The following is a 9,044-nucleotide window of genomic DNA, read 5'->3' on the forward strand; positions in this document are numbered from 1 at the left end:
CCACCCAGGCCAGCGCCGAGATCGGCGCCCGCCTGCGCACCGGCGCCCAGAGCCGCGTCCACACCCGTGGTCAGTCCGGCCGCCGCGTCCACCGCGCCCTGCAGGCCCGCGCCGAGCCCGGTCGTCAAACCGGTCGTCGCGTCCACCACGCCTCCGAGGCCGGTCGTCAGTCCGGCCGCCCCGTTCACCGCGCCCTCGAGCCCCGCACCCAAACCGGTGGTCAGGCCCGCTGCCGCGTCCACCGCGCCCTCGATGCCTGCTCCGAGCCCAGCGCCCGTACCCAATGCCGCATCGATGCCGGTCGAGACGCCGGTCTCCAAACCCGTGCCGATGTTTCCCGCGCCTTCGAGGTCGACGCCCGCGCCGATCCCGCTGATCACCTGGGCGCCCGCGCCGAGCAGGCCGCCCACGGCAGCGGACAGATCGGCGCCCGCGTTCACCACGGTGTCGAGCCCCGCGGCCAGTCCCGCGCCCAGCCCCGCGCCGATCTCGAGCCCGGTTTCGATCGCGGTGTTCAGGCCCGCGCCCACATCGACACCCGCGCCGAGGTCGACGCCCGTACCGACGCCGAGGTCGACGTCCACGCCGCCACCCGAACCGGCACCGGCACCCAGATCGACTCCGAGATCCGCCCCCAGGTCGACTCCGGCACCGGCCACCGCCGCCGCGCCCACGGTGCTCGCCGCGCCGACCGCGGCCGCCGCGCCGGTCTGCGCGCCCGCCGCCACGATGGCTTGCAGCTGTGACCCTCCGGTGACCAGCGCCGACTCCGCGACCATCGGGGCGCACAGGGTGATGTCCTCGGGGGTCACCGCGCTCAGGCCCGCGGCGGCCAGCGCCTGGGTCGGGTTGGCGCAGTAAGCGACCGCGGCCTCGTGGTTCCGCAGCAGATCGAGGATGAACTCCAGAATCGCGTTGGGTGTCATGAGAATCGTCTCCTGAGTCCCGGCGGACCTCGCTGATCCGCAGTCGTTGGAATGCAAATCACGCTAGGAGCGCATCCCGTTACGCCGAAACGGGGCGAACCCCTACGACCGGCCGGGGGCACCCGATAGGGGCGGGAGCGTAATTAGGGGAATTTCCCTAAACGATCCCCTAACGAGGTAACGGCTGATGGCCAGCAACCGACAGAACGGTTGCGTCGGCAACTACAACGCCCAGCGCACCCTCTCGGATACACAGCAGCGACACCGGACCAGACAGCTTTTCGAACGGGGTTCTGAATGACACAGCGCCTGGCGCTCGGCATCACTGTCGGGACGTCGAATTCGGTCGCCGTGGCGGCTACGGAAGATGGCGACGACGGCATCGTCCCGTCCGGCGGCGGTTACCTACGCTCGCATCCGAGCGTGTTGCGGCTGTCGGAAGACATGGCGCCCACCCTCGGCGCGGGCGCCCGCGCCACCGGCCGCCATTCCAGCGACGTCCTGCTGGAGGGCTTCCTCGCCAGGGTCGGCGACCCGGTGGGCATCTTCGCCGAGGACGGCTCCTCGTATTCCGCGCCCGACCTGGTGGCCACCGCGATCGGTTGCCTGGTCGACGAGATCGCCGCCGAGACAGGACAAGACGCCACCCGGGCGATGGTCGCCTGCCACCCGGCGTGGTGGTCGCGGCACACCGTCGACATCCAGCGCGACGCCCTCGAGCGGGCCGGACTCGGCGAGGTGACCCTGGTCCCGGAGCCGACCGCCGCGATCCGCTGGCTCGACGCCGCGCACGGCAGGACCGATGACGGCGCGGTGATCGTCTTCGACCTCGGGGCGAGCGGCTCGACCGTCTCGGTGGTGCGCACCGGCGAGCACGCCAGCCTGCTGGGCACGCCGCTGCGCAACACCGAGGTCGCCGGAGCGGAATTCGATCTGCTGACCATGCGCTATGTCCTGGCAAATGCCGTGCTCGCCGCGGATTTCGATCCGTTCGATCCGGTGGTGGAACGCGAATTATCGGCTTTGCGAGAGCGCTGTAGAAAAGCGAAAGAAGAGCTTTCCATAAATACCGCGACGGTTGTTCCGGTCCGGGTCGACCCCGCGGATCCGCACGGCAGCACGGTGCGGCTGGTGCGCGGTGAACTGGAAGACCTGCTGCGCGGACCGCTGTTGAACTCGATCGACCTGATCCGCGACGCGGTGCACCGGGCGGGTCTCGACATCGGCGATGTCGGTCGGGTCCTGCTGACCGGAGGCGGCGGCGCCATCCCGCTGGTCGCCGAATTGATCTCCTCCGAGTTCGGCTTGCCCGTCGTGGCGGCTCCCGACCCGGAGCACACCACGGCACGCGGCGCCGCGTTGCTGGCCGCCGACCTGATTGCCGCCGAGACCGATCAGCTCCCCATGGTCGACCAGGGCGTCGAGGACGAGACCGTGCCGCAGCCCAGAGCGCTTCCCTCCTCGGGTCTGGCGGCCTTGCCCGAGGACCGCCCCGCACGCCGTGGTGCGCCGACCAGCAGGCGGCGCGTCGCGGTGGTGGCGGGCGCCGCGCTCGCCATCGGCCTGCTGACCACCGGAACCCTCGCCATCGGCACCGGCATCCAGTCCGGCCCGAGCAGTCCCGCCTCGACCGAACAGTCTCCGACGGGCGCCGCACAGGTCGCCGCGACGACCGGAGCGCAGACGGGCGATCCGTCCGCGCCGGCCGGGGTCGCCGCCACGGACTCCGCCGGCTCCACCGGCCGACCGAAAACCGAGGCGCCCAGAGCCGGCTCGCCCTCGTCGCCGGCCCAGGACACCACCGTGGCCGTGGTGAACAGCGAGCCGAGTCCCGATCAGCCCGCCCCCGCCCCGGTGGACTCCCCGGCGCCGCAACCCGCGCCGCAGCCGCAGCCCGCTCCCGCTCCCGCGCCGACCAACCCGTCGCCCCCCACCCAGCAGCAGCCGCGTCCCACGCCACCGACCGCGCCGAGCCTGCCGACCGGCGTGCTCGGCGACACGCTCGGCACGGTGCTGCGCGCTCCGGGGGAGATCCTGGGAGGCTCCGGTGGCTGATACCGCCTTCGACACTCTTCCGTGCGCCCGCGACATCTTCCGCGAGCTGGACTCCGCCGACGACCAGCCGGTGGTCTACCTCATCCGCGGCCGCTCCCAAACCGGCAAGTCGACCCTTCTCGCGGAGGTCCGGGCTCGTCTGCGCGCCCGGGGCGTCCCACTGCAGGACGACACCGCCGCCCTCCAGCACGCGTACGCGCGCAACGGCTCGCACACGGCGACCCGCACGCCGCTCGCCGGCCCCACGGCAGGCGTGACGACCGACACCGCCCGTCCGGCCCTGATCATCGACAACGCTCACACGCTCGGTCGGCTCGATCTGGAATATCTTTGCGCTGCCGTGGAATCCGGGCATCGCACCGTGGTGGTCGCCGCGCAGCCGCGCCCGCACGACCCGCGGCTGCGGATGCTCGCGGAGGCGGTCGCCCGGCGCGGTCGCGTCGTGGACCTGCGCCCGCTCGGCGTCGCGGACATGGCGCCGTTCGCCAGGGAGCTGGGCATGATGGTGCCGCGCCAGGTCGCCCAGCACATCCACGTGCAGACCGCGGGTATTCGCGGCGGCGTGGTGGCCGCGCTCACGGCGGCCTGCTCGGCGCGTCTGGACGCGGGCATCACGGCGGTCGACACGGCCGTCGCCGCGTGGGCGCGCGGATCGCTGGACAACCTCGAGCCCGACCTGCTGGAGACCCTGGTCGTCGCCACCACGGGAACGGGTCTGGATTCCACCGAGCTCACCGAGGTGCTCGGCGTGGAGCAGGACGTCGCGCAAGATCTCATCGACCGCGCCAGGGCCAGCGCCCTGGTGACCGATGCCGACCTGCTGCTGGAACCCGCCGTCGCCCCGCTGCGCACGCTACTCGGCGACCGCAGGTTCGTCGCGGTCGAGCGCCGGTTGCTCGGCGCCCGGCTGGAGGCGGGCCTGCTGCGTGACCGCACCGCGCTGCAGTTGGCCGAGTCCGGCGTCCGCGACCCGCGTCTGGCCGACTTCCTTGTCACCGCCGCGGAGCAGGCCGGTCGCGAAGCGGTTCGCTATTACGCCGCCGCGGCCGCCGCGGGGGCGGAACTCGATCCGATCGCGCTGCGCTGGGCCGAGGCGGCCGCGCGGACCGGCGACGGCGACACCGCCATGCGGCTGGCCGAGCCGATGCTGGCGCGTGCGGGCAGCACCGGCGCCGACCTCGCCACAGCCGTGCGGATCTGCGCCGCGGTGCTCACCCGCCGCGGGCTGGTGGGGCGCGCGGCGCAGCTGTACACCTGGCTCGGCGGCGACCGGGTAGGCCCGGACTGGGCGGTCGGCGCCACGGTGCTGTGCCTGGCGGGTGACGTGGCAGGCGCCGGGGAGATGTCGTCCTCGTCGACGCAATGGCCCCCGACCGAGGCGGGGGCGCACGCGCGGGTGATCGCGACCGCGCTCGCGGACACCATCGCACCCGGCAACAGCACCGCGGCGGCGGTGTCGGCGCTGGTGCAGGCCGCGCACGCGGACGCGGGCGTGGACCGTTTCCTGCCCTGCACGGCGGCCTCCATCGCCACGCTGCTCTCGCTCGCTACCGGTGAGCCGCGCCGCGCCCAGGACGCGTTGCGGCGGGCCACCGCGAGCGGGCTGCGCTGCCACCAGCTCGACGTGCTGGCGGCTTGGACGGCGATGCTCGGCGGCGACGAGCGCGCCGCCGCGGCCACGGTGGCCGCGCTGGACCACGACCAACTCGATTTCCGCGACCGGCTGCTCGCCCACGGTGTCGCGGTGGGCCTGGCCCGGCGCAGCGGTGATCACACCGCGCTGGCCCGCGCGTGGCAGGCGGCGTATCCGCTGTTCGACGACGTGCAGGCCGACCTGCTCGCGCTGCTGCCCATCGGCGAACTGTGGCTGGCCGGTATCCGGATGCGGGACGAACGGCGGATCGCGCCGCTCGTGGACGCCGCGCTCGCGCTGCTGAGCCGGTTGAACGACCCGCCCGCCTGGTCCAACGCCTTCCACTGGTACGGCGTGCAGGCCGCGATCGCGCACGAGAGCCCCGAGGCACTGCTGCCGCACGCGCGAGCGCTGAAAGCGGCGGCGGAAGCCGGTGACCGGCACGCCGCCGTACTCGCCGACGCGGGCCGCACCTGGGTGCTCGTGCTACGCGGCCAGGTCGCGACCGCGCCGGTGCACGCGGCGGTCGCCGCACTCACCGAGATCGGCATGACCTGGGACGGCGCCCGGCTGGCCAGCGAGGCGGCACTCGCGGCGGCCGATTCCACGACCGCCACCGCGCTGCTCAAACTGGCCCGCACGGTCCGCGCCGACGCCCGGCCGCAGGAGCCGCAAGCCCGTCCGTCCACACCGGTCTCGCACAATGGCGACGCTCCTCCGCCGACGCCCACGCCGCCGCAGGCCGCGATCCTCAGCGAACGGGAACGCGAAGTCGCCGAGCTGGTTCTGCTCGGGCTCACCTATCGCGAGATCGGTGCGCGCCTGTACATTTCCGCGAAGACGGTCGAGCACCACGTGGCCCGTATTCGACGCCGGGTCGGTGCCCGTTCCCGTTCGGAGTTATTGTCGATGCTCCGCGCCATGGGACACGGCTCGCTTCTGGTGTGACCGGGTGCGGTTCCGTCAGCGGAAGCGCCGAAGCGAGGTAGGTGAGATGGCCACTGGGGTTGGCCTGCGCGTCGCCGAGGACGCGTGCACTGCGGTGATCGTCACCGATGGCGACGAGGAACCGCGGTACATCGTCCGGGAGTCGATCCTGCACATGTCCGAAGACGGTGACGCCGAACTGGGTGGTCCGGCGTCGGCCGGGCACGCGCATTCGATCACCGGATTCGTGCCCGCCGTCGGTGACCCGGCGGGCATCTCGGTCGACGACGGCGAGGCGTACCGCGCCGAAGACCTCGTCGCGACCGCCCTGTTCTGCCTGATCAACCTGGCCGCCGAGCATCTCAGCGGTCCGGCCGAGTTCTACGCGACGCATCCGGCCGATTGGACCGCCGAGCACGTGCGGTCGCTGCGTGACGCGCTGGACTACCTCGGTCTGCGCTCGGTGCTGCTGGTCAGCGAGGGTGAGCTGCCCAGCGCCGAAACCGGCGCGGGCGGTGACTCGTTCGCCTACGACGCGGCCCGCGGCGCGCTGGCGGCCGTGCTGGCCACCCCTGCGGGCGCCACCCCGCCGGACCCGTCCACCGCGGAGAACTCGACGGTGGACACCATCGTCATCCCGGCGGTGCCGAGCACCGAGGCACAGCCGCAGGCGTACTCGGCGGCCTTCCCGATCGCCGAGCCGATCGGGGCCGTGGCCGCGGAACCGGAGCCGTCCGAGAAACCAACGCAGGCAGCGGTTCCCGTGAAAGAACCGAGGCGTATGCCGTTGCTGATCGCGGGCGCCGCCCTGATCGGGTTGGTGCTCGGCGGCATCGTGGTGGCCCTGCTGTTCCGCGACAGCGGCGAGACGCCGGTGCCGCCGCTGCCCGACGCACAGTCCGAGCAGACGTCGGTACCCGCTCCGCCCCCGCCGCCGGTCACGTCCGCCACAACGCCCACCACCGCCGAGCCGCCCGAGCCGCCGGTGGTGATCACCGAGACCACCACGCCGGAGACCACCACGCCGGACCCGCCGACCAGCGAGCCGCCGCCCACCACGACGCCGCCCACCACCACCCGTTCTTCGACAGTGCGCAGCACGACGACAACCGGGTACCCGTTCCCGCACCTACCGCAGATACCCACCATCCCCGGAATGGGAACACCGAGTAGTCGGTGATTAGTAGCGCCCTTCCCGGGTTTGTGGCCTAGAGTGTTGCGCTGACCGGGTTGTCGGATGAATTCCCTCGCCGGTCGGTTGCTGGACGAAGGCTGTGCGCCAACGGATTCTGCCCGTGGCCACGGATTTAGCTGGCACGTGCGTGCCGACGAAGGGACTTCATGCGCAAGTTGGTGGCGCGTCGCGCCGCGGTCAAGGCTGTCGCCATCGCTTCGACCGTTCTCCTGGCTCCTTTGTTCGGCACGACGACCGCGGCGGCGGTCCCGGACGCGCCCGCACAGCTCGCCGCCGACACCCTGCCACCGGAACTGGTGCAGGCCATCGCGCGGGATCTGCAGATGACCCCGACCGAATACCTCGACCGCGCCGCGCGCGCCCAGCAGCTGCGCGACTACGCGCGCGACTTCCGTTCGGAGCGTCCGGATTCCTACGCGGGCGCCTGGATCGGCGCCGACGGCAAGCCCGTCGTCGCGGTCACCTCACTGGACGCCGCCAAGATCGCCGCGGCCGACGGCTACCAGACCAGGCTCGCCCCGGTGTCGGCGGACAGCCTGGAGACCTCGCTGGTGCAGCTCAACCAGTGGGTTACCGGCCTGCCGCGCGAGATCTCGCAGGCGATCAACTCCGTGGCCATCGACTTCCTGAACAGTCAGCTGGTGCTCAGCGTCGCCAACACCCCGGCGGGTCACATGCTCAACCTGCCGACCCTGCTGGCGAACATCAAGGTCATCCTGGCGCCGAACAGCGGAGGCCCGGTCGAGCGCAGGCCGATGGGCGGCGACACCTACATCAGCGCGCCCGGCCCGCTCGCCGACTCGTCGCTGCGCGCCGTCGATGTGTGCTCGTTCGGGTTCAACAGCATCGACGCGTCCGGCAACGCGCTGAACATCAGTGCGGGCCATTGCGATCCGAACCTGGGCAAGGGCAACCAGGAGGCCGGCGTCTACCTGCCCAACGTCCGGGACATCCCGGCCAGTCCGGAGCTGGGCACCTTCGTGCGCGCCTCGCTGGGCGGGCAGTCCGCGCTGGACTACTCGGTGATCAAGCTGAACGAGCGCGCGGTGCGGGCGGGCATGGACCAGCCCTCGGTGCGCGGCGCCAACGGCACCACGCTGGCGATCACCGGCACCGCCGACCCGATCACCGGCGCCCCGGTGTGCAAGTCCGGCCAGTCGTCCACCTTCACCTGTGGCTTCGTCGTGGCCGACCGGGTGGAGACCCAGCTCTTCACCGCCGAGGGCGAGAGCAAGACCGTGCGCGGGTTCGCCAGCTCGGCCTGCACGCTCGGCGGCGACAGCGGCGGCGCGATCGTGTCCGGCACGCTGGCCCTGGGCATCACCAGCGGTTCCAATGCCGCGGACGCACCGAACTGCAACGAGGCCAATATCGCCCTCGCCCAGTACGGAGGCACCGCTTCGCTGGGCATCCCGATCCGGGCGATCCTGGCCGATGTCGACGCCTCCTCCGGCGGCGGGATCGGCAGCGGCATCGCCGTGCGCACCTGGCCCAACGCGAGCTGAGCGCGCGCCCGAAGATGTGGTGATCCACATATCCACGGTCGACGGGCTATGAGGGAGTCGAGAACCACCAGATGAGTAGGCATACCGCGCCAAACCCCATATAGTCTGCTCATGCTCCTGCCACGTATAGGTCCTCCCCGATCAGCTGCGCGACAGACCGGAATCCGAAAAACAGTGATCGCCGCCTCGGCGGCGATACTGCTGTTCGGGCCCACGGCGGCAGTAGCGACGGCGGAACCCGACCAGGCTCCCGGCCTCCCCGCCGAACTGGTCGCTGCGGTGACCCGCGATCTGAAGATCTCGCCCGACGAGTACCTGCACCGCGCGGAGCTGGCGCAGCAGGTGGCCGCGTTCGCCACCACCGCTCAGCGGCAGTACCCGTCCGTGTTCGCAGGCTCCTGGCTGGACGACGCGGGCAAGGCGGTCGTGGCGCTGGCTCAGGGCCCCGGCGCCGAGGAGGCGAAGAAGGCCGCCGAGTCGGCCGGTTTCGAGGTGCGCAACGTCGCCAAGAGCGAAGCGGCCCTGCGTGGCGAGAAGAGCGCCTTCGAGCGGTGGCTGGAGGGCCAGCCCGAGGCGGTGCGGTCGCTGGTGCGCGGCGCGGTGGTGGACACGGTGAACAACGCGATCGCGGTGCGCGTCGACCAGGCGGGCCTGCCGATGCCGAACTTCATCGACCCGGCGCGCGTCATCGTGATGGCCCCGCCGGTGGCGGGCGAGCAGGGCACCCTGCAGGCCGGTGAGATCGCCGGTGAGGCGCGCGGCGCCCTCGCGGGCGGCGACGGCTACGCCTCGGTCGCCGGGCG

General features: G+C 72.2%; 5 protein-coding genes and 1 pseudogene. 5 read left to right on the forward strand and 1 reads right to left on the reverse strand.

Annotation, left to right across the window (positions count from 1 at the left end; all coding sequences use genetic code 11):
- The coding region (locus ON19_RS29145; protein ID WP_043699829.1) for an IniB N-terminal domain-containing protein at nucleotides 1-926 on the reverse strand (926 nt) is incomplete at its 3' end.
- A gap of 297 nt (nucleotides 927-1,223) precedes the next feature.
- On the opposite strand from ON19_RS29145, the gene ON19_RS29150 reads away from it, so the two are divergent.
- From ON19_RS29150 to ON19_RS29170, 5 genes and pseudogenes are all read left to right on the forward strand, one after another.
- Nucleotides 1,224-2,981, forward strand: a complete 1,758-nt coding sequence (locus tag ON19_RS29150) for an Hsp70 family protein (RefSeq protein ID WP_051169407.1) — start codon at nucleotides 1,224-1,226, stop codon at nucleotides 2,979-2,981.
- Nucleotides 2,974-5,562 carry a LuxR C-terminal-related transcriptional regulator gene (locus ON19_RS29155; RefSeq protein ID WP_043699831.1) on the forward strand — a complete coding sequence of 863 codons (2,589 nt, stop codon included), beginning with the start codon at nucleotides 2,974-2,976 and terminating at the stop codon, nucleotides 5,560-5,562. Before ON19_RS29150 ends, ON19_RS29155 begins: the two co-directional genes overlap by 8 nt.
- Before the next feature lie 46 nt (nucleotides 5,563-5,608).
- Complete coding sequence (locus ON19_RS29160; protein ID WP_043699834.1) at nucleotides 5,609-6,721, forward strand: hypothetical protein; 1,113 nt, start codon at nucleotides 5,609-5,611, stop codon at nucleotides 6,719-6,721.
- Between the two features lie 161 nt (nucleotides 6,722-6,882).
- Nucleotides 6,883-8,241, forward strand: a complete 1,359-nt coding sequence (locus ON19_RS29165) for a S1 family peptidase (protein ID WP_043699837.1) — start codon at nucleotides 6,883-6,885, stop codon at nucleotides 8,239-8,241.
- 174 nt (nucleotides 8,242-8,415) lie between these two features.
- Nucleotides 8,416-9,044: pseudogene (locus ON19_RS29170) on the forward strand (S1 family peptidase); the annotation flags it as partial.

The organism is Nocardia abscessus NBRC 100374, from assembly GCF_000308455.1.
GTDB classification, from domain to species: domain Bacteria; phylum Actinomycetota; class Actinomycetes; order Mycobacteriales; family Mycobacteriaceae; genus Nocardia; species Nocardia abscessus.